The 19406-nt window shown below is 52.6% G+C and carries 19 protein-coding genes and 1 tRNA gene; 9 read left to right on the top strand and 11 right to left on the bottom strand.

Translation table 11 applies throughout. The features are described from left to right. Positions 1–5: 5 nt before the first annotated feature. Together M2305_RS09130 and M2305_RS09135 are read right to left on the bottom strand one after the other, a co-directional pair. Positions 6–194, bottom strand: coding sequence for a helix-turn-helix transcriptional regulator (locus M2305_RS09130; protein WP_264649176.1), 189 nt, complete (start codon positions 192–194; stop codon positions 6–8). Further along, on the bottom strand, positions 191–571 hold the full coding sequence (locus tag M2305_RS09135; RefSeq protein ID WP_064275136.1) for a hypothetical protein: 381 nt from the start codon (positions 569–571) through the stop codon (positions 191–193). Before M2305_RS09135 ends, M2305_RS09130 begins: the two co-directional genes overlap by 4 nt. Before the next feature lie 197 nt (positions 572–768). Here M2305_RS09135 and M2305_RS09140 point away from each other — a divergent pair, with 197 nt between their 5' ends. Next, positions 769–1221 (top strand): hypothetical protein, encoded by a 453-nt coding sequence (locus tag M2305_RS09140; RefSeq protein WP_264649177.1) that lies wholly within the window; start codon positions 769–771, stop codon positions 1219–1221. 4 nt (positions 1222–1225) lie between these two features. On the opposite strand, the gene M2305_RS09145 is transcribed toward M2305_RS09140, so the two are convergent. From M2305_RS09145 to M2305_RS09155, 3 genes are all read right to left on the bottom strand, one after another. Next, entirely contained in the window at positions 1226–2662 is a 1437-nt protein-coding gene (locus M2305_RS09145; RefSeq protein ID WP_264649178.1) for an ArnT family glycosyltransferase, read from the bottom strand. 172 nt (positions 2663–2834) lie between these two features. Next, complete coding sequence (rpoH, locus tag M2305_RS09150) at positions 2835–3728, bottom strand: RNA polymerase sigma factor RpoH (RefSeq protein WP_046900857.1); 894 nt, start codon at positions 3726–3728, stop codon at positions 2835–2837. A gap of 224 nt (positions 3729–3952) precedes the next feature. Beyond that, the gene (locus M2305_RS09155) at positions 3953–4939 is read right to left on the bottom strand and encodes an RluA family pseudouridine synthase (protein ID WP_264649179.1); all 987 of its coding nucleotides are present in this window, start codon (positions 4937–4939) and stop codon (positions 3953–3955) included. Between M2305_RS09155 and M2305_RS09160 the strand changes: the two genes are divergently transcribed. Together M2305_RS09160 and M2305_RS09165 are read left to right on the top strand one after the other, a co-directional pair. Further along, positions 4938–5306 (top strand): DUF6476 family protein, encoded by a 369-nt coding sequence (locus tag M2305_RS09160; RefSeq protein ID WP_264649180.1) that lies wholly within the window; start codon positions 4938–4940, stop codon positions 5304–5306. The genes M2305_RS09155 and M2305_RS09160 overlap by 2 nt on opposite strands. 68 nt (positions 5307–5374) lie before the next feature. After that, the gene (locus M2305_RS09165; protein ID WP_264649181.1) at positions 5375–5851 is read left to right on the top strand and encodes a TspO/MBR family protein; all 477 of its coding nucleotides are present in this window, start codon (positions 5375–5377) and stop codon (positions 5849–5851) included. Here M2305_RS09165 and M2305_RS09170 read toward each other — a convergent pair. Continuing rightward, entirely contained in the window at positions 5824–6156 is a 333-nt protein-coding gene (locus M2305_RS09170; protein WP_046900860.1) for an ArsR/SmtB family transcription factor, read from the bottom strand. The two genes, M2305_RS09165 and M2305_RS09170, sit on opposite strands and share 28 nt — an antisense overlap. A 95-nt stretch (positions 6157–6251) precedes the next feature. Here M2305_RS09170 and M2305_RS09175 point away from each other — a divergent pair, with 95 nt between their 5' ends. Then, on the top strand, positions 6252–7325 hold the full coding sequence (locus M2305_RS09175; protein WP_086633970.1) for an alkene reductase: 1074 nt from the start codon (positions 6252–6254) through the stop codon (positions 7323–7325). 58 nt (positions 7326–7383) lie between these two features. Here M2305_RS09175 and M2305_RS09180 read toward each other — a convergent pair whose 3' ends face one another. Both M2305_RS09180 and rlmB read right to left on the bottom strand, forming a co-directional pair. Further along, the gene (locus M2305_RS09180; RefSeq protein WP_264649182.1) at positions 7384–9312 is read right to left on the bottom strand and encodes a Hint domain-containing protein; all 1929 of its coding nucleotides are present in this window, start codon (positions 9310–9312) and stop codon (positions 7384–7386) included. A gap of 305 nt (positions 9313–9617) precedes the next feature. Further along, positions 9618–10424 (bottom strand): 23S rRNA (guanosine(2251)-2'-O)-methyltransferase RlmB, encoded by an 807-nt coding sequence (gene rlmB, locus M2305_RS09185; RefSeq protein WP_244974466.1) that lies wholly within the window; start codon positions 10422–10424, stop codon positions 9618–9620. A 70-nt stretch (positions 10425–10494) separates the two neighbouring features. Here rlmB and M2305_RS09190 point away from each other — a divergent pair. The 3 genes from M2305_RS09190 to M2305_RS09200 all read left to right on the top strand — a co-directional run bounded on the left by M2305_RS09190 (position 10495) and on the right by M2305_RS09200 (position 13050). Next, a tRNA-Tyr gene (locus tag M2305_RS09190) sits at positions 10495–10580 on the top strand. Between the two features lie 135 nt (positions 10581–10715). After that, positions 10716–12269, top strand: coding sequence for a hypothetical protein (locus M2305_RS09195; RefSeq protein WP_249206773.1), 1554 nt, complete (start codon positions 10716–10718; stop codon positions 12267–12269). Between the two features lie 220 nt (positions 12270–12489). Continuing rightward, positions 12490–13050, top strand: coding sequence for a nucleotide-binding protein (locus tag M2305_RS09200; protein WP_264649183.1), 561 nt, complete (start codon positions 12490–12492; stop codon positions 13048–13050). Here M2305_RS09200 and M2305_RS09205 read toward each other — a convergent pair. Together M2305_RS09205 and M2305_RS09210 are read right to left on the bottom strand one after the other, a co-directional pair. Then, a complete protein-coding gene (locus M2305_RS09205) occupies positions 13043–14446 on the bottom strand; it encodes a hypothetical protein (protein ID WP_211499338.1) in 1404 nt (467 codons plus the stop codon). The two genes, M2305_RS09200 and M2305_RS09205, sit on opposite strands and share 8 nt — an antisense overlap. A gap of 398 nt (positions 14447–14844) precedes the next feature. Then, positions 14845–15555, bottom strand: coding sequence for an HNH endonuclease signature motif containing protein (locus M2305_RS09210; RefSeq protein ID WP_063903336.1), 711 nt, complete (start codon positions 15553–15555; stop codon positions 14845–14847). A 462-nt stretch (positions 15556–16017) separates the two neighbouring features. Here M2305_RS09210 and M2305_RS09215 point away from each other — a divergent pair, with 462 nt between their 5' ends. Next, positions 16018–16740: a recombinase family protein gene (locus tag M2305_RS09215; protein ID WP_249206772.1), complete on the top strand. Its 723-nt coding sequence runs from the start codon at positions 16018–16020 to the stop codon at positions 16738–16740. A 147-nt stretch (positions 16741–16887) separates the two neighbouring features. Here M2305_RS09215 and M2305_RS09220 read toward each other — a convergent pair whose 3' ends face one another. Then, positions 16888–17121, bottom strand: coding sequence for a hypothetical protein (locus tag M2305_RS09220; RefSeq protein WP_211499337.1), 234 nt, complete (start codon positions 17119–17121; stop codon positions 16888–16890). A gap of 437 nt (positions 17122–17558) precedes the next feature. Between M2305_RS09220 and M2305_RS09225 the strand changes: the two genes are divergently transcribed. Beyond that, the gene (locus M2305_RS09225; protein WP_338085670.1) at positions 17559–19388 is read left to right on the top strand and encodes a site-specific integrase; all 1830 of its coding nucleotides are present in this window, start codon (positions 17559–17561) and stop codon (positions 19386–19388) included. The last annotated feature ends 18 nt before the right edge of the window (positions 19389–19406 follow it).

The raw sequence follows: 19406 nt of genomic DNA on the forward strand, positions 1-19406 counted from the left end.
TCGGTTTACGGGAAGAAAATTTCCTCAATACTGCGGCCAAAAAGCTGTGAAATTGTGAACGCCAACGGCAGGCTCGGGTCGTAACGCCCTTTTTCAATGGCGTTGACTGTCTGCCTTGAAACCGCCAGCTCTGCTGCCAGATCGGCCTGGCTCAAGCTTCGTTCTGCCCGAAGTTCCTTGAGGCAGTTGTTCATCGATAGCGCCTTTGAGCGACAACGCCACCGACCCACCAGAGGGTTCCCATGACCGGCCAGACTGCAAAGGCTCTGAGCTTTGGTAACCCGGCACTTTCGGCAAAGCCCCAGCCAAAGGTCAGTAGAGCGGTTCCCAAAAATGATATTGCAATGGCATCCAACTGAATCCGACGTTGTAATTCATCCATTCGCCAGATTGCACGCATGATGACCCATGCCGCTGTGACCGCTCCCACCATAGGTGTGAGTGCCAGTATTATTCTTGTTAAAGGTGCCGGGTGGAGTGCCTGTTGCAGATAATTGGCCCCGAACAGCAGCGCGAGATATAGCGCGAGCGCGCTACCGAGTTCGATGAGATATTGCCGACCATACAGCATGTCTAAGCCCTCCTATTGTAAAGCAGGCATTACTTTTTGGGCTGGAATGTCAAGTAAGCTTTACAAAATGCTCGTTTCAGACGCCTGGGCGGATCACGTTTTGTGACGTCACGAAACTTTCTAACTTTTTCAATTGTAATTTGAGGCTTCGACCCACCACACTGCTTTCAGCTCCCTGTCGTGCTGGAAACCGCCTGATGCGCCTTCTGCCTATGCTGATGAAGTCTTTTCCACTGCTTGCTCTGGCAGTAGGGACATGTAGTGCATTAGCTGCAGAGCCTGTGCAGCCAGTTCCGGCGGCAAAAAAGCCATTCTCAGCGTTTACGCATCCTTTCAACGCCTCGCTGTCACAGGAAGTATCGGCTGATCCGCGGCAAGGGGCGGCGCTGATGCGCGGTCTGGACCACCATCGGGCAGAAGTCGTGGCTCAGCAAATGACCTCGGGCTTCGGGGCGGCTCCAGTCCCCGATGAGAATATTGAAGGCCCTCAGGATTCAGCGCAGCCTGACGCCTATGTGAAGCCCGATTTCTTTTCCAATAAAGTTGGTGAAATCAACGATGCTGCTGCGGAAAATCATCCTGATCAGCATCGTAAAGGCGGCGGCGCAATGGCGGGCGGCCTAGCTTTGGCCGTGCCTCTCTCCCAGTAACAAGTTACCTATGTCGGTAGATGTAGAGTGAGTTACTTACGCTTGTGAAGCGATATACTGGCGTGTAGTCTGCTTTGATAGCCTTAAAGACCTCACGCCGTGCCGCAATATTTTCCCGTAAGGGAGAGGCATCTTCCGTGACGATATATTCAGGTTTTCTGGCAAGAACTCTATCGAGTTCCTGAAGAACATTCATCCCGGTCGCATGGGCTTCAACTGCTGTGTTGAAATGGCCCGGGAAAGGATGGTTGGTCAAAGAGCACCAATAAGGTGTGTCATACAGGGCAGGTGGCCCCTGATAAACAAAAACACAGCCCGGTTTTTGTTGGAAGACATCCAACATGGCCTGAAAACTTCGCTGATCGCCGTCGTTTATGCGGTGTCTGTGCAGACTAAGCTGTCCGACAATTGAGACGATGCAAAGAAGACCAATGAGCCATACCCGGCCGGCTTTCCAGGTCCAGAGCGATACGCAGGCCAGAGCTAGCGGGCCATAAAGCGGCAAAATGTAATGAGGATACCATCCCCCAAAAGCGATGATCCCCAAGCAGGCGGCACCGGCCCAGAGTATGAGAAAGACATAATGGGCAGGCCATGATTTCGCACGTGCGATCAGTATCGTGGCTATCAGCCCCGGCAGGAGAGGAAGGGCCGATTTCAGCATTCGAATTTCTAGGTGGTGCGCTTCTCCATCTGGAAAATGACCGCGCAGGAAAATGGAATCCAGGTTTGCGAAAACCCATGCTCCTGGATGCCCGATCGTGACATAGAAGCAAAAAGCAAGAAATGTAGGAAGAAGGCCGATAAAGGCCAGAAGACCAGTGTCTTTCAAGGCCTCTGGGATAGAACGGGAGGTTAGATACTGCCTGACGACATAGTAAATTCCAACGAACGCCCCTTCAAAGACGACAGTGTATTTTATCTGCATGGCGAGGCCGAACAGAAATATGGCGAAAAGGGCTGTTTTTCTTCGAATTTTGCCATCGGGCTGCAGAAGATCATGCAAAACAAGAGCGATGGCGGCTGTTACGAGGAAATTATAGAAAATCGGGGTCTGACCTCCTTCTCCCCGTGAGAGATTGAGGAGGGCTGGATAGAGCAAGGCTGAAAGGAAAGCAGCTTTCGTGGAAGCGACGGTTTTCCCCATGCGAAACAGAAGCCAGGCCGCACCCCAGACGGCAATTACCGCGCCGAACTGATAGGCGAAAATTCTGTAAGGGCCGAAAAGGTGGAAAAATGCGTAAAGCAGAAATATTCCAACCGGTTTTCTGTCCCAGAACTGAAGGTAGGGAAGATCTCCATGAAGAATTCTACCGCCTCCGAAGAGATAAAATTCCTCGTCAGAATAGATGAGAGGATTTCCGAATGTCTGCGTTCTGCAGAGTATGATAAAAACTAATAAACTTACATTTAATAAAAATTCGTTTCGATTTTTGGTCACAGGAAAATTTTCTGTTTATATTTTTATGAGACTTCATTCCATCACAGGTTAATTGTGTATTTTATTGTAATAAATTAGTTATTTCTATTTTTGATTAATCTCTCAGAGAGCCGACACAAAAAAAGCTGCCAGAAACATATCTGGCAGCTTTTCTGAAGAGCATTTTGTCTAGTCAGGCCTGAAGGCCATTTTCCCGACGACGAAGCTCAACTTCGGCCGACATGGCCTTTTGAAGTTTCTCCATGGCGCGTGCTTCAATCTGACGGATCCGCTCACGTGACACGTTGTAGTGGTGAGAAAGATCTTCCAGCGTAGATGGCTCTTCCTTGAGGCGACGCTCGGCCAGAATGTGACGTTCGCGCTCATTCAGGGTCATCATGGCCTGATCGAGAAGAGCTTTACGACCGCTGAACTCTTCGGACGCCGCGTAAGTCTGCTCCTGGTTTTCATTGTCGTCCACCAGCCAGTCCTGCCACTCGCCTTCGCCATCAATACGCAGGGGCGCATTCAGGCTATGGTCCGGGGCAGCGAGACGCTGGTTCATAGACACCACGTCCTGTTCCGGAACGCCGAGCGTGGTGGCAATGGAATTCACCTGCTCGGGCTTCAAATCACCATCATCAATCGCCTGCATCTGCCCTTTCAGGCGACGGAGATTGAAGAACAGTTTTTTCTGCGAAGCTGTCGTACCGATTTTAACCAGTGACCAGCTGTGCAGGATATACTCCTGCATGGCGGCACGGATCCACCACATGGCGTAGGTTGCAAGGCGGAAGCCACGCTCCGGGTCGAAGCGGCGGACAGCCTGCATCATACCGATGTTGCCCTCACTGATGAGCTCATTCACCGGGAGGCCATAGCCGCGATAGCCCATGGCAATCTTGGCCACGAGACGAAGGTGAGACGTCACCAGGCGGTGTGCCGCACTGGTGTCTTCATTCTTGCGCCATGCACGGGAAAGATCGAGCTCTTCCTGCGGCGTCAGAAGGGGGAATTTGCGGATTTCCTGGAGATAACGGGTCAGGTTGTTTTCAGGACCCACGGAGATGACAGCTGGAGATGCCATGGTCTTCGATTCCTTTCGCCCGGGGGTGTGCCTGGCTCGATGAGGAGTAGACTCATACGAACTGGCAGAGGCAAAGTTCCTCACACCCAGGTGACGCATTGGGAAGGACTATCACGTCCCCAGCCGCTTACCCCCAGATTGGGCAGTGCACGGTGGTACGATCCGTTCCGGCGGCGCGTCAGCTCGTCGGATAAGCGTGTTTATGACAGGTGGAACCGAAAAGGTCAAGAACTTTCAGAGGTTGAGCCTGTCAGGCGCATTTTCAAGGTCTGGAAGTCTTCAGGAGGCGCAGTTTCGAAAGAAAGTGGCTTTTTTGTCCGGGGATGAATGAAGCCGAGTCGGGCGGCATGGAGAGCCTGGCGTGGGAAATCGAGAGCCGCTCCTTTCGCATCCTGAGGTAAACCGCGGGCTGCGGCCGGAATACGACGCAGATACACGGGGTCTCCGAGCAGAGGGTGTCCTGCCTGTGAGAGATGAACACGAATCTGGTGGGTTCGCCCAGTGGCCAGTTTGCATTCGATCAAAGAGACGCTTGCATGGATTGGCTCCAGAAGCTTGAAGCGCGTGAGAGCGGTTTTTCCGCCTGACTGAACGACCGCCATGCGCTTGCGGTCTTTCTTGTCCCGCCCGATGGCGCCGTCAAATTCGCCGGATGAGGGCAGTAGACCCCAGGCAAGGGCCATGTAAGCACGATCGATGTCGCGCGCAGCGAACGCTTCCGACAGGGCGTTATGAGCCATGGCATTCTTGGCCACGACCATCAGGCCTGATGTGTCCTTATCGAGCCGATGTACGATTCCGGGGCGTTTCTCGCCACCAATGCCTTCAAACCCTTCGCCGCAATGTCCGAGAAGGGCGTTGACCAGAGTGCCGGTTTCGTTGCCGGGGGCAGGATGGGTCACAAGACCGGCCTGCTTATCCAGAACGATCAGGTCACGGTCTTCATATAGGATCGTCAGGGGCAGATTTTCCGCCAGGGGACGAGCCGGAAGTGGGGTAGGGAACGAAAGCACAAGCTCCATCCCGTCACGGAGTGTATCGGCGGGCTCATTGACGATCTGGCCGTTGCGGGTCAGATGACCCTCTTCGATCAGGGTCTTGACCCGGGAGCGGGAAATCGTGCCGATGGCGTCAGCAAGGGCGCGATCAACGCGTTGGCCGGCCAGGCTGGCATCAACAACAAGACGGAACGGGGTTTCAGGATCTGACATGAATCAGGGTTTAGCCGAGGATCAAGCGGGCAGCGAGTCAGGCACACCGAAAGCGTTGCTCGGTGCCGTCATTATCATGGGGGTTATGATCGTCGCCGGGGTGGCGGTCATGATTGGTGTGATCGCCCATCGCGTTATGCATCCGCATCATGATGTCAGTATTTCCGCGCCGCCATCCGGATCTTCGACGCGCCTTGCGTTGCCCTTGGGAGACGGAGAACATATTACGGCGGTAACTGCACGACCGGACGGCATGATGGCTGTAACATTAGGGCGCCCGGGCGCTGAACGCGTTCTCTTGTGGAGCCCTGAGGCAGGTCGCGTCATGGCAGAACTCGATTTCGGCGTGCCTCCCAGCGCCCCGTAAGGTCTTTCGGCTGAACATTCCAGTTCCTGATGCGTTGTTACTGACAAGATCATATCAGGACAGACATCATGGGACGCATTATTGACGCCGCTCTGGCTGCTGGAACGGTTTTCGGAGCTCAATATCTCGGCCGGGAGATCAGCCCGGCCGAAGATGGCTCAACCCGGCGCTGGTATCACCATCTGAACAAGCCAGAATTTTCGCCGCCAGCGCCTGTGTATGCCGTGGTCTGGACCTTTCTGGACGGCCTGCTGGCATGGTCTGGGTATCGTCTTCTGCGAGCTGAACGTTCCTGCGCACGGACCGCGGCACTTTGGCTTTGGGCTATCTGCGTTGCTGGCGTAGCTGGCTTTCCGTTCGCAGTTTTCCGTAAGCGGCGTCTGGACGCAGGATTGGCGATCTGCATTGGTCTGGTCGTGACGTCAGGCGCGTCGATCTGGACGGCAAAAAAAGCTGATCCGTCTGCCGCTAAGCTCCAGATCCCATTTTTCGTGTGGCTGACGTTCGCGGTGTTTGTTCAGGAAGAAGTCTGGCGCCGCAACTGAGTGGCGTCTGCCCCACCGAGGATTGATTGCATCAGCCCGGGAAAGCGTTCTTCAAGTTCCTGAAGGCGGAGGGAGTTATGGTGCTGCACGCCTTCAATTCGGGTGTGCAGAACACCGCTTTCTCTCAAAACCTGAAAATGATGGGACATGCTGGACTTTGGGCGCGCCCCGATCAGGGCGGCACAATTTGCCTCGCCCAGAACATATAGACGCTGAACAATGTCCAGACGCACGGGATCAGCCAGAGCCCTGAGGACCGTAATCAGATCGAGCTTTTTCAGATCGGGCGAGTCATGGCACGGCATACGGCGTCTTATCCCTTCCTTGAAGAATTGACGCAACACTTCTATAGTTCGATCGTTATCGAACTATAGAAGTTTCGATCAGGGAGTATCCTTTCATGCCCGATCTTTTTGATCCCATTGAACTTGGTGGATTTTCGGCAAAAAACCGCATTTTCATGTCTCCCCTCACGAGAGCGCGTGCGGGCCGGGACGCTGTTCCGACAGCGATCATGGCAAAGTATTACGCGCAGAGAGCGGAAGCCGGCCTCATCATCACAGAGGCAACAGGCATCTCCCGCGAAGGTCTGGGCTGGCCCTACGCGCCGGGCATCTGGTCAGACGAGCAGGTTGAGGCGTGGAAGCCTATCACGAAGGCTGTCCATGACAGGGGTGGGCGGATTGTCTGCCAGCTCTGGCATATGGGCCGGATGGTACATTCATCCGTCACGGGCCTGCAGCCGGTCGCACCTTCGCCCACCACGGCGCCAGGTCAGTCTCACACCTATGATGGCAAACAGCCTTATGAAGAGGCGCGCGCGCTGCGACTGGACGAAATTCCCCGTATTCTGGCGGAATATGAGCGTGCATCTCAAAATGCGATCAAGGCCGGCTTTGATGGCATTCAGCTTCACGCGGCCAATGGCTATCTGATTGACGAATTCCTGAAAGATGGAACCAATCATCGGACAGATGAGTACGGCGGATCGCCTGAAAATAGAATCCGGCTTCTCTCCCAGGTAACGGAACGGATCATCTCGACCATTGGTGGAGAGAGAACTGGGGTCAGGCTTTCTCCGAACGGAGACACGCAGGGATGCCTTGATTCCGCACCGGAAACCGTCTTCGTGCCAGCGGCTGCCGAACTGGAGCGTCTGGGTGTGGCGTGGCTTGAACTGCGTGAACCTGGACCGAACGGAACGTTCGGCAAGACGGATCAACCGCCGGTTTCTCCGCAAATTCGGAAGGTGTTCCGACGTCCGCTGGTGTTGAACCAGGATTACACGTTTGAAAGCGCTCAGGATGCTGTGCGTGAAGGGCGGGCCGATGCCATTGCCTTTGGACGCAAATTTATTTCAAACCCGGACCTGCCGACGCGCTTTGCACAAGGTCTGCCGCTTCAGGCCGATGATATGGCGACGTGGTACAGCCGCGGGGAGCATGGATATACGGATTACTCGTTCGCTGAGTAATCCTGGAAAAGCCGGGACGACGTGTCGTCCCGGCTATCTTGGCGGAAATGGATATGTCTTAGGCGAAGAGCGATTCAGCGCGCTGCTGGTCTTGATCTTCCAGCAGATACGGTCCTCCTGCCAGGACTTCGATAGCCAGCATCCCAAGGCTATTGGCTGAGCGTTCTCCCAATGGAAGAACAGCATTACCATTCGTCCAGCGAATGTTGCCCTCTTCGACAGGATACCAACCTGCAAGATCACTTTCGGACTTCTTGGCGGACAGGCAGATTGATTTGCCGGAGTCATAGAAGGTGACATCGCCAACGCAAACGCCGAGCTGTCGCCGATCGTCAACGAATGGACCGACGGTATCGCAAGGGCGGCTGGAGCGTGACACCAGTCGTACCGATGTTACGGCAGAAGGGATCATGAATAGAACACGCCCACCCGTGATGCGGGTTTGATGAATGAGCAGGCCGGTGTCCGAAACGAGATGAAAATCTGAATTCATCGTCATGGCAACAGGTGGTGTTTGACCTGGAATGCGGAGCTGTTTTGCTCGCTGTAGAATGCTCTCAAAGAGCGGCTGCACGAAACCGCGTGCCACCGTCAGAGAGGCTGCTGCATCATTAACCCAGTTTTTGGGTTGATCCGATTTTGTCCGGCCTGAAATAACAGTCACGTTTCCATTCTGGCGGAAATGATGACGATTTCCGGTGTCCAGATAACTCTCAGTTAACATGCCATCAGCCATGATAACTGAGTGGCCTTCTGTCTCTATGTGAAAGTAGGTGTAGCTGGTGATGCTGCGGTCGTAGAAAATGGATCGTCCGTTAACCAGCATGCGGGCAGGTACAAAGTTACCGTTAAAGAACAGACAGTGCTCTGGCGTTATGAGAAGATCCTTGTAGGGAACACCTTGTGCAATGGCATCTTTCAGAATACGGACAGGATATCCTGCTTGATCGTCTGGAAGACCGGCTTTTGTATTAACGTGAGTATGACCTGCCCAAATAACTTTAACGGTTTTTTGTGATTGACCGTTATAGGCCAATACGACATCGCCAACGTTAATATCCTGAACGGCCTTGTCACCAGATGGTGTTGCAATCATGGAATCTGCAAGGAAGCAGACACCGACATAAGTATTTCCGCTATCGTAGGTAACAGAAAGCGGATTATTTTCGGTTGAATTAACGGAATTGTATGTGCCGTTAGCGAGGGTGACGCCTGACGCTAAGGAAACACTATATTCAGCAACTTCTGTTCCATCGCTTCCATACAATGTTATAGTTTTTGTTGAATCTCCGGAGATTGTATATTTTGTTATGGCAGCTACGGTGTTCTGAAGCTCAATTGTGTCTTTGGATGGGTCGTAGTTCTGGATTGTTGTCGCTGCCAGCGATCCTGAAGCAAGCAGGCTGATAGCCGTTTTGCCACCGTTTAGAATAAGTGTTCCGCCGCCAGTCCCAAATGAAACGGTCGATCCTTCCAAAGCACTCGCCAGTGCGGCCCCAGTATTGAATGTACCGCCATACTCAATATTGACAGTGGAGCCATTCAGAGCGCCAACAAGTGCGCTTCCACTGCTTCCAGTAAGGGTGGCGGTACCGCCAGCAACGTTAATGGTTGATCCCGTGACGAGATTGGCCAGGCCGGATATGGATGTTGTGCCGCCAATGTAATAAGTATTTGCTGTCGCGGCACCCACGCCAATAATGAAGTCGCCCGTTGCTCCCGGTACGCTGACGTATGTTCCGACACTGAGAAGATTCAAGAGAACACTGGAATCCGATGAGCCAGTAATGACATCGCCCGACGCGAGAAGCTGGACAACTCCAAGAACGTTTACGCCGCGGTTAATATTAGTTGCATTCAGTAATTCTGTGTCGTCTGGCGCTGTAATGGTAACATCGTATGAACTATATACAAGGGGAAGTATGGAAGTATTTGTAACTGTATAAGTTACCCCAGACGTAGTTGTATAAGTTTGAGCGCTGGCCATGTTTCTTCTCCTGCTTGTTTCATGATTTCCATGAGCAAACATTAGCTGCCGACATAATAGTCGTGGCTTTCGATACATGCGTAAGCTAGCAGTTAGAAATTTATTAATGCAAACCTTAATGTGATGAAATTTGACGATAATGAGGCATTTTCACAGGATCGTGATTAGAAAGTGGCCAAATTCGTTAAAATACATTATTCGTTATCAATTTGGTAACAAATATTATCTTTGGCCCGATCAATCAGTAAGGATGTCGATGATCTCTTACTGATTGATTTTTATAGGTTATTTTCGGAATAGTCCTGTTAGTTCTGAGGACGTGCCAGTTCATACAGAGCAACAGCCGCTGCATTGGACACGTTCAGGCTTTCCATGTTCCCAGGCATATAAACGCTGGAAATCTCATCACAGGTTTCCCGAGTCAGTCTGCGTAGTCCTGCACCTTCTGCACCAAGAACCAGAGCAACACGGCGCGTACCAAAGCTGCTTCCGTCGAGCCTTGATCCGCCGGCGTCCAGTCCGACAACCCAGACGTCCTGCGACTGAAGGGTTGCGAGCGCGCGCGACAGGTTCACTTCCCGGATGATAGGAACAAGATCCAGTGCGCCTGATGCCGCCTTGGCCATGGCACCGCTTTCCTGCGGGGTATTGCGATCCTGAACAAGCAGCGCGCAGGCGCCGAACGCGGCAGCGGAGCGCAGGATGGCGCCGATGTTCCGAGGATCTGTCACCTGATCCAGCACAAGAATTGGGCCGGGCCGTTCAAGTGCTTCATGAATGGTTGGCGGTTCGAGGGCTTCGACCCGCAGGCAGACGCCCTGATGAACGGCGTCACGCTCACACAGGCGATCCAGTCGTTCGCGGTCAACGATCTGGGGTTGGGCACGGAGAGACTGACTGAATGAGGATGCGGCTTCCCGGGTTGCGAGAAACTCGAGAATGGTTCGGTCGGGATTGTTGAGTGCGGCTTCTACGGCATGGTGGCCATAGATCCAGTATCCGGAGGCAGGTTTGCCTGAACGGGAGGAGCGCTCGGCATTGCCGGAACGTTGAGGGCCTCTGTCCCCAGAGTGGGACGGGGCGGCGGATCGGGAGTTTGGTCGTCTGGACATGAAAAAATCATATAATCGACGATAGGCGATTGACATAGCCGTTCATCCGCCATATTCCAACCGCCGACCCGGAGAGGTGCCCGAGTGGCTAAAGGGGGCGGACTGTAAATCCGCTGGCGTACGCCTACGTTGGTTCGAATCCAACTCTCTCCACCAGGTCCTCTTTTTCCTAAGAAAAACAAGCACTTAGCCAAAGTCAGCGTCACGTCAGGTTAACGCTGCGTCACTGGTCTAGCGTCACCTTGATGCTATGGCTCGGTCCTGCCTTCGTTGATAGAAGGCGGCATGGATATGGCTAATCTAACCAACCGGGATGGACTCTATTATGTCCGCTTCATCATCCCGAAAGACCGCTGGCAGGATGCTGGCAAGGTGCTTGGTTCCCGGACGGGAATCCGAAAAGACATCCTCAAATCGCTCCAGACACGCACGCATAAAGATGCCCTGAGGCTTCGTGATGCCGCTCTTGAGGCAATCAGAAAGCAACTAAACAGGAAGCTGGTGGATGTAGGGCTGGCACCTCTTCATGGGGTTGATGTGCCGGATTGGCTGAACGAGGAACTGATGCTGACTGAGGCATTGGAGGCCCGGCGAAAGATCGCGTCTGCTTCTGATGGTGATGACTTCTATGACGAGCATACCGGCATCTCAGAAAGCCCAAGAGATCGCGTTGTGGAGGGCATGGACTGCTTTCTGGAAGGCAGGGCGCATAAGCTCGACCATGCGGGGAAGGACGGGGCAGAGTATCGAGCCCGCTTCCGGGAGATAGCAATGGGTGTCCGTACACCGTTCGCTCTGGTGATGGACCGTTGGATGAAGGACCGGGAGAGCGATGTGGGTCATTCCGCCATATCGTTGGATCAGGCCGCGTTTAATCTCTTCTCTCGCTATCTGGCTCATTCTCAGGACCGTGAGGAACCTGAAAACCTCATGAACTTCCTTCGCGCTCAGATTGTCGAGGATGTGCCTGAGGTGGTCTTGGGAGGCTTTTCTGAGTGGCTCCTGAACGAACGCGGATTGAGTGCAAAGACAGTCAGTTGCCGCATATCATCGCTTAAAGGTTTATGGGCGTTTGCTATCCAGAAGCACATTCTGAAAGGCCCAAACCCATGGCAGGGCGCGACCGCTGGCCTCAAGCGAAAAGCTGGCAAGAAGAAGTCTGAGGTCAGGCCCTTCAACGAAGATGAACTGGTCCTTCTCCTGCGGGCGGACCCTGATGAGAAACGCAGATGGGCGTGGGGTCCGGCTATCCGTGACCTGATGCGTCTCGCTTTGCTGACTGGTGCAAGACAGAATGAACTTGCTTCGCTAACCGTTGGCCGAGTTCTCAACCAAGACGGGACTGAAGGGGAACTCTGGGGCATCCAAGTGACCGATGATGAAGCCAAGACAAAGAACTCTGTCAGACGCATACCGCTCCATCCTCTTGTACAGCCAATCATTGCCAGACGCCTCAAGGAAGCCGGAGAGGGGAATGTCGACGCTCCACTGTTCCCTGAGTGCAAGCCGGGAGGAACAGGAATGAAGCGTAGTCATTTCTTTTCCCAACGCTTCACGGATTTCCGGAGAGACGTTCTTGGGAGAGAGTCTGACGGTGAAGTCAACTTCCATAGCTTCAGACGATGCTTCGCTACCTTTATGGCAACGGCTTTGGCCAATGGAGTGTCCGAATGTTCTGAACTGGTCCGAGACCATCTAATCGGACACAAACCTGTGGCGCTGGGCTCTAATACTTATGCGGCTAAGGATCTAGGGTGGAACCTGTATTGCCGGTCTGTGCTAGGGATGGTAGAAAATGGCATCCCTGACATGGTTCGAACCGATATTTACTACAACTTTTTGTAGTGACGCTTGTTGTGTCTGAAGAGGTGTGGAAAAGTAAATTTTTGGACTCTGAGAGTAGAGTAAGAAATGTATTATTACGTAATAGTCGAGACTAGAAAAACACCCTCTCAAGCAGGAAGAAGCGGCTTTAGAAGACATATTCTTTGGGATAGAACAAATTTGGGTGAAATAGAAAGACAGATAATTGTTCCCTTTTTCCGTAAGGAAATATTTCATATTGATGGGAAATTTATTGACCCGAGACGATATGGAGGATATCTCTACGAAAGTTCTAGAAGGAATCGAAGAAAGTATTTCTCAAGGAATAAATCCTAATGATGTTGTCGCTCATAAAGATAACAAAAGCGTTTTCATTGTGCATGGACGAGACGGTGAAGCGCGAGAGTCCGTGGCTCGATTTATTTCAAATTTGGGACTTGTACCTGTCATATTACATGAGCAGGAAAATCTCGGGAAAACTATAATTGAAAAGTTTGAGGAACATTCGGTTTGTGGCTTTGCAATTGTTCTGTATACCGCCTGTGACGAGGGAGGATTAATTGGAAGTAAAAATTTAAAGTATAGGGCACGACAAAATGTAATATTCGAGCATGGATATCTTACTGCAAAGCTTGGTAGAGGAAGAGTGTGCGCAGTTGTGAGGGGCGATATTGAAATTCCTAATGATATAAGTGGCTTGGTTTATGTTGGCATGAACGACGGCGACGGATGGAAGGTGGGTGTTGCAAGAGAATTAAGGTCGGCTGGCTACCCAATTGATATGAATAGAATAGTCAACTAACTTTTATTCTTATTTTTCTGTGAAAGCGTTTTTTGTAGGCACTTTGGATTATCTTTCCAGCAATTTCCATCTGAGAGCGGGGGACGATAAGACTGTCATGCACGGGCAGGACAATGCCGCCTGCTTTCATGATGGAACTCATAGCCTCCCGCATGATGCCCGCTTCCACGCCTGTCAGATATTGCCCGACTGCCCAGCTTCTCATGGGTTTCTCGACGCTCTTTAGCAGGGCTTCCGGAACAATGGATTTGATGTCCTTCAGGGCCGGATAGCGCTCGAACGCTGGGCCTGTAATGTCCATGGGCGGGATGCTGTTCCGGATGACCTGAGGCGTCTTGTCGGACCATTTGTTGGGCGCTTTTCCAGTCTGCCAGAAGACGACAAACCACTGTTTGATGGCCGCACGGTGAGCCTCTTCCAGCCCAGGAAGAGCATAAGGATCGCCCTCAGGAGCAGGTTGGCCCAGAAGAGCCAGAGCGATGGACAGGAACGATGCGGACAGGTCCAGCTCTGCTACGGGCTCGCCGTTGATGGTAATGTGTTGGCGTTCGTCTTTGCTGATGCCGTTCTGATAGTTGTCTGGGCCTTGGGCATAGATGCGGCCACCAAACTCTCTCACTCCACTGAAGCGAGCCTGAAAGACAGGTTCTGCACATCCTGTAAACACGACAGTAGCCAAGGAGCTTGTCAGGGCCTTCATGAACGCCTGAAGGTCCTCACAGCCAGCCGGAATAGCTATTTTGCTTCTGCTGGCAGGGTCTATCCGTCCGTTTCTTTTGCGTGGAATAGTGGTGAAGGACAGCAGTTCATGAGTCGCCATGAGTTCAACAGGGGCAGGGTTTATCAACTTCCAATCCTGTGCAGCGGTTTGTGAGAGGCAGCCGTACTGCTCCGCGAGTTCGAGTAGTTTCTTGGACGGACGCAGACGGGCAGCATGGCCCTGATAATCTCCAAAGGCACCTTTGAAGCTTTTGCCAGGAACATGGTCTAGCAAGCCCAGCGCCTGCATGGCATCGACCTTGGTCTGAAAGGCTGTGTGCTTCACGGGTAGCTTACGGGATGCCTTCCAGAACCATGTGCTGGGGCTTTCATTGACAGCGGACCAGTGGCCTTTCAGACCTCTTCTGAGGAGCCCGGCGAGGATAATCCCTGTCTCACGGACACGCCTTTCCTTGCCTTTGTCACGGTTTCCTAGAGCGGCTTTGGTGCGGCTGCCGAGGTGAGGGCGAATGTCTTCCGCGATGCGGGCCACGAGCGCATGGGCAGCTTCAGTGTCCGGGACACGGCCTAGAGAGAGCCAGTGTGCGGCTTCCAGATCGGCAGGAGCATACTGATGGGATGGAGGAGAGAACGGGCGCTGTTCTCTTGCGTGTGTGTTTGTCAGGCCATCGCCCAATGTCCGAAACCTTTCACCTTATACCCTATAGGGATGCCATGTAGAGGTCCTGTTCGTTGATTGCAAGTCAGTCTTCTTTATCAGGGCATTATACATATGAGATGATGTTAATGATGATGAAGGCAGGTGAAGGAGATGGCAGTCATAGAAGACAGTACCACCTCCATCGTTGGAAGAGACCAGACATTAGGACATAGAGAACGGTATTACCCCAGAAGGGAACTATGAGGCGTCCTGTTTATGAAGAAGGCATTTCTTTCTTCTTTTTGGATGGCTTCTTATTGGTTGCTCTGGGCACATATCGCACATTTGGAATAATCTCGCAGGCTATCCATTCTAAAGGATTATCATAGACACGACGCGAGTAAGAAGGCTTGGCATCCGTGTCCTTCTCCTTATTAGGCGGCTTCGTCAATTGCTGCCTCCTCTGCTTGCAGTTGCGCCAAAACCTCTGCCCACTCTTCGGGTGGAATAGATGAAATAGTGGGGTCTTCTGGTTCTGGGTCGGTGGGGTTTTGCCAACCGTCCTGAACACACAAACCTTTTGCTTCAAGAATGGCTCGAACATCTGGGGGCTCGGGTCGCATGTTGATGTCCAGATCGCCGAACAACTCCCAAGCTGCTAGCCAGCGCTTTTTGCGTGCAATGCTGTTGACCATCCAGGGCGTGATATCAAGCTCTTCAGCCAATTCCTTAGTAGGAAGCCGAAACGCTTTCTCCTGTGCAGCATTGCGGCGAATGGACCACAGAGCTACCGCAGTCCAGAACGGGCCGCGTCGCACACTATCGGTAATGGCTTTGTCAGCCTTGTTCTCTTGCGGCGTCCCTATCTTAAGGTGGGCTGGATTGCAGCACATCGGTTGATGAATGCACAGATGCCGAATTTCCATACCATCAGGGATAGCGCCCTTTGCGAGCATATAGGCAAGTCTGTGGGCTCTTATATTTTGGCCATTGGTTTTGAATCGGCCATACAGTGCGTTCCCGTCCTTGTCGGTTTTTGCCACTGTGCCCGTCCACGGCCAGCAGGCGTTTGGCCCTCCGGTGGTGTTCACTTTGGAGTGGAAGCGTTCCGTATCCGCTTGGCTCAGCATGACTAGGTCGGTCAAATGGCGTTCCTTTCTGTAAAATTGAATATTCATTTGGAATTACGAATTAAAACTAACAATGCAAGTCGTTACAAAACTATTTTATTGTGCTATTCGCGATGAATACCCGGTCACTCAATTTGAGTGAGTGGTCCTTCTACATGGTTCTTAATGGAAGAATTGCATGTGCAGAGACTAGAGCCTCCACGCCGCTCGTCTGGATTGAACAACAAAACAACGAACGGTTTAGGCCCTGAATCGAAACCGATCTCGGAACTGCGTCATGCCCTCGCGGTGGCCCGTTTGGAGTCCCGTTTCCTGCCAAAGCAAAAGGTGTTCTTCCGTCTGCCTCATTTGTGCAGGCTTGAATCAGCTCTGAGATGGAAAATCAGGTTTGCGGGACTTGGCCGAAGCTATGCGTTTTAGGAATCGTCGGGATTCCGAAACTGCAAAAGTCATGCTTGCGCTGGGTGTGTATCACCAATGTCAACGAACGATGACAATGAGCGAACACAGGACGACATGACCACCACGGCCCCACTCTTCATCAGTTACTTTCGCGTTTCCACAGTCCGCCAAGGCGCTTCAGGGCTTGGTATCGAGGCCCAACAGAGAGCCGTTGCTATCCATGTGGCTCAGACAGGCGGACGAGAGCTTGCATCCTTCACGGAGATTGAGAGCGGGAAGAATAATGAACGGCCCAAGCTTGCAGAGGCGATGGAGCGTTGCCGTCTGACGGGTGCCGTCCTGCTGATTGCAAAGCTCGACCGTCTCAGTCGTGACGCCCATTTCCTTCTTGGACTGGAGAAGGCCGGGATAGACTTCATTGCAGCGGACATGCCCAATGCTAACCGCTTGACAGTCGGGATTATGGCTCTGGTCGCCCAGCAGGAGCGAGAAGCTATCTCAGCACGGACCAAGGCCGCTCTTGCTGAAGCAAAGGCTCGGGGCCAGAAGTTGGGTGGTTATCGGCCCGGCGCTCGTAAGGTGGATTATCGGCTGTCCATAGAAGCACGTCAGAAAGCTGCTGAAGCGTTCCGTGCAAGCATTGGTCCAATGGTCGCCGGGCTACGGGAGGAGGGCATGAGTCTTCGCCAGATTGCAGGCCGGATGACAGAGCAGGGCATCAAGACTTCCAAAGGCGGGACGTGGACCGCTGCTACTGTATCTCGAATTTTGGATGGTAGTATCTATTCAAGAATCTAGTGTGCAATCTGAGTCAACGAATCTTTTCGATAAATGTCTTATTGAAATTTACTCTGTTCCTGCAAATATCATTCAGTGGAAGGAGAATTGAATTGTCAAAGTCAGTTTATGTAGAAGCTCGTCCTAAGGGGCGAGACGGTGACCCGATTACGCATTGGGTTGTTGAGGATCAGGCGGACAGTGTTCTGCAAAAAACTCATACTCAGAAAGAGGGAATTGATTGGGCAAAAAGGCAAGGTTACGTGCCTCATGTAGCGCGTTCTCGTCACTTGGATGATAAGCGTCGGCCAGATTATTGGCGGGCAGTGTAATTTTTCCATAGTGAGCCGATTTTAAGGTTTGCATTATCAGTGCTGGCTGCTTGGCGCGTTCCTTATTCATTATGATACTCGCTAAGCAGCTTTATTCGATAGAAGTGTAAACGAAGACCGAAGATGGAAAGCGCGGTCTATAACTGGGCGCTGGCGTTATTGATCCCAGTGGGTGCCTAAGATGCTAACAAAAATTACAGGCAGTTCATGTTTGACTTATTTGTCAGTGGGAGCATGAGCGTCACTAAAGAAAATCGGGCCTCATAAGGATTTCCTTGAGGAAACTCTAAGGCTCCGTTATGTCCTGACCAAAGCAGGATCGAACGTCAGTGACGTTGAGTTAACTTGCGAGTGTCACTGGATTTTTGGCAGTTTTCTGCGGAAAATGACCGATTTGTGGAAAGTCCAACTCTCTCCACCAGGTCCCCTCCATCTAACTGATTGTTTTGACCGTTTTTTCCCTGATGGGTCAGTCCGTGCTCACTGTAGCACAAGGCTGTAGCACCGATGGGCATCGGCAGCTTTGTCTATCGTCGTGGTGATACCTATTCCTTCCGGTGTAGGGTGCCTGCCGGGCTGCGGAGCCGTGTGGCAAAACAGGATATCGTGTTCGCGGTCGGAACGCGGGATAAGGACGTTGCACGTGTCCTGTGTGCCGCGCTTGGTCTGCGGATCAAGCGCCTATGGATGGAGTTAGAAGCTGTGTCTGATTTCGAGGAAGTGAACCGGCTCCTCCAGGAATGGTTCTCCACCTCCATCCAGCGCGCGTGGGCTGACAATTTCTTGGATCCCGGACGAGACAAGATCATTTCCGAGCGGATTTCGGCTCTTCAACATGACAGGCCCGGCGAAAACCTCGATTTCAGGGAAGAAAAGGCGAGGTTCGCGGCTGACTGTGCGGATCATACCCTTCGGCAACTTGAAGAAGGGACGCTGAATATCTCTTCCTTCCGAAGCGCAGCGCGCTCTTTGGCTGCCAAAGCAGTTCCTCCCATCCCAGAGAATGACAGGCGGATCGAAGTTATCGCCGGGCAAATCTTGGCTGGCGAAAGCGAGGTTGCCGAGACAGTGCTTGAGTGGGCATCTGGAAGGACGGACTTTCAGCCTTCTTGGAAGCCGTCGCTGCCTCATGACCTGTTTCCACGCGCGGAACCTCCCCTGGAGCCAGCGGCGAGGGGCAAAAGTCATCCGCCAGTGGAAACATCTGGCTTGACGATATCCGGGGCTTTGCAGCGATATATTGATGAGCGCAAGCCTACGGTTTCCACTGCGGCGAGTTTCCAGACGTCCATCCGGCGCTTTGTTGAAGTGTTTGGGGATTTAGATGTCGCTCACATCACGAAACGGCAAATCGCTGGCTTCAAAGACGTGCTGCTGACGATACCTGCACGCCTGAAGCCATCGGAGCGCCTGCTGACGGTGGAAGAGGTTACGACGTTATACAAAGATCAGCCTGATATCCCGTGTCTGTCATCAGCCACGATTAACAGCAAGCATCTTGCTGCCGTATCCGTCGCTCTAAAATGGGCTTCTGATAATGGCTATGTTGATCAGGTCGTATCGCGAGAGGTTCGCGCAAAGGGTGGAGTGCCGACAACCAAGGCGGCGCGTTTTCCATACAGCCTTGAAGATCTGAAGGCCATTTTCGCGCTGTCTGTGTTCGTGAAGGGTGAGCGGTCAGCGGCTGGAGCGGGTGAGGCGGCTGTGTGGCTTCCGATCTTGGCCTTGTATTCTGGCGCACGCCTGAACGAGCTTGGCACGTTGAGAATTGGCGATGTTATTCGGGAAAGCGATATCGACGCGCTCCGTATTCGGGCTGGGAAGACAGTAAATGCCGTCCGGCGTATCCCCATCCATAACGAGGTGAAACGCCTTGGCTTCCTGCGCTACGTCGAGGAAAGGCGTTTATCTGGTGACGGGGAAGACGCCCCTCTGTTTCCTATGATTCGCGCTGAGACGTCCAAGGGCAAAAAACCCACCAGTCCATTTTCGAACTGGTGGGGGCGAGAGGCGCGCAAGGCTGTGCCAGAGCTGAATAAATCGTTTCATTCTTTTAGGCATACCGCGAAGCGCGCTCTCCGTAATGCTGGCGTGGACAAGACGCTGCGCGATGCTGTCATGGGGCACGAAGCGGGTGATGTGGCAGAGGCTTACGGCCTGGATGAAACTGGTAGCGGTTTTGAGTTGGCAGTTTTGAACAAAGCGATTCAGGCAATCCAGTACCCCGGGTTAGAAATTAAGCTGGCACCCGCGAAAAAAATGAGCATGCGCGGCGTCAGAAAGCTCCACCTTGACCCCAAGAACCCTCAAAAGCGTTCTGTTCTGACAAAAAGTTGATAGGGAGCAGATAGCTTT

This window comes from Gluconobacter cerinus, from assembly GCF_025961355.1.
GTDB classification, from domain to species: domain Bacteria; phylum Pseudomonadota; class Alphaproteobacteria; order Acetobacterales; family Acetobacteraceae; genus Gluconobacter; species Gluconobacter cerinus.